The following is a 754-nucleotide window of genomic DNA, read 5'->3' on the forward strand; positions in this document are numbered from 1 at the left end:
TAGAAAAACTGCAGAACGAAAAGTATAATGTTGAAACCCGCCGGAATAGAGCCATTGACACCCTGTCAAAATTTCTTGTAGAGGAGATTGTCAATAGATGCAAACATGAGAGCACAACGGGAGCCCCGCAAGAAAAAGAACTAGTTCTCAATAGAATAGAGGAAATCGAAAACTCTACTCTTGAAATGAAAACCTTAAGAGCAGCGGCCCCCGATTTAAGGTCATACCTTCCTTATTATAAATAACAATGTTTAACGGCACTCTAAGCCATCCAACAAAAGATGATGAAAATTATTTAAACCACAGGCCCCGGGGGGTCAATACGACATTTAACCATCCATAACTAGACCATCTTGAGCAAGTGTATGCCCCCGTAAAGGAGTGACTCGGTACGCGGTAATACATCTAAAACTCTTGTCCCTATTATTCACCTATAAGACCTATCGCCGCCTAGCCTTTTAGCACTCGGAGCAGACGTGCGCTTGCAATTTTGCAGTACGATTCATTCGTTCCGCCGGGCCACTAATATAGAGGTGAAAGGGATCGTCAGCCGATGCTCGATATCATGTTTTATCAAACCCCGTCGAAAAGGGGCTGTGTGAAAACAGCCTCCTAAGCTGGCAAGATAGCCGTGAACTCACCCGTTCACGGCTATTTTTGTATGCGACACCTACAAGGACAGCCTCGCAGCCAGATCTCGTTGCTACCGCCCAGCATTGAGGAATATATCCCGGAAGATCATCCGGTACGTGTC

At 45.5% G+C, this 754-nt stretch carries 1 protein-coding gene; it reads left to right on the plus strand.

Annotated elements, in window-relative coordinates; all coding sequences use genetic code 11:
• Nucleotides 1-245, plus strand: a 245-nt coding sequence (locus OP495_RS18590) for a hypothetical protein (RefSeq protein WP_280571259.1), incomplete at its 5' end; no start/stop codon positions are given.
• Nucleotides 246-754: the final 509 nt, after the last annotated feature.

It is taken from the genome of Chromohalobacter sp. 296-RDG, from assembly GCF_029889885.1.
Lineage (GTDB): Bacteria > Pseudomonadota > Gammaproteobacteria > Pseudomonadales > Halomonadaceae > Chromohalobacter.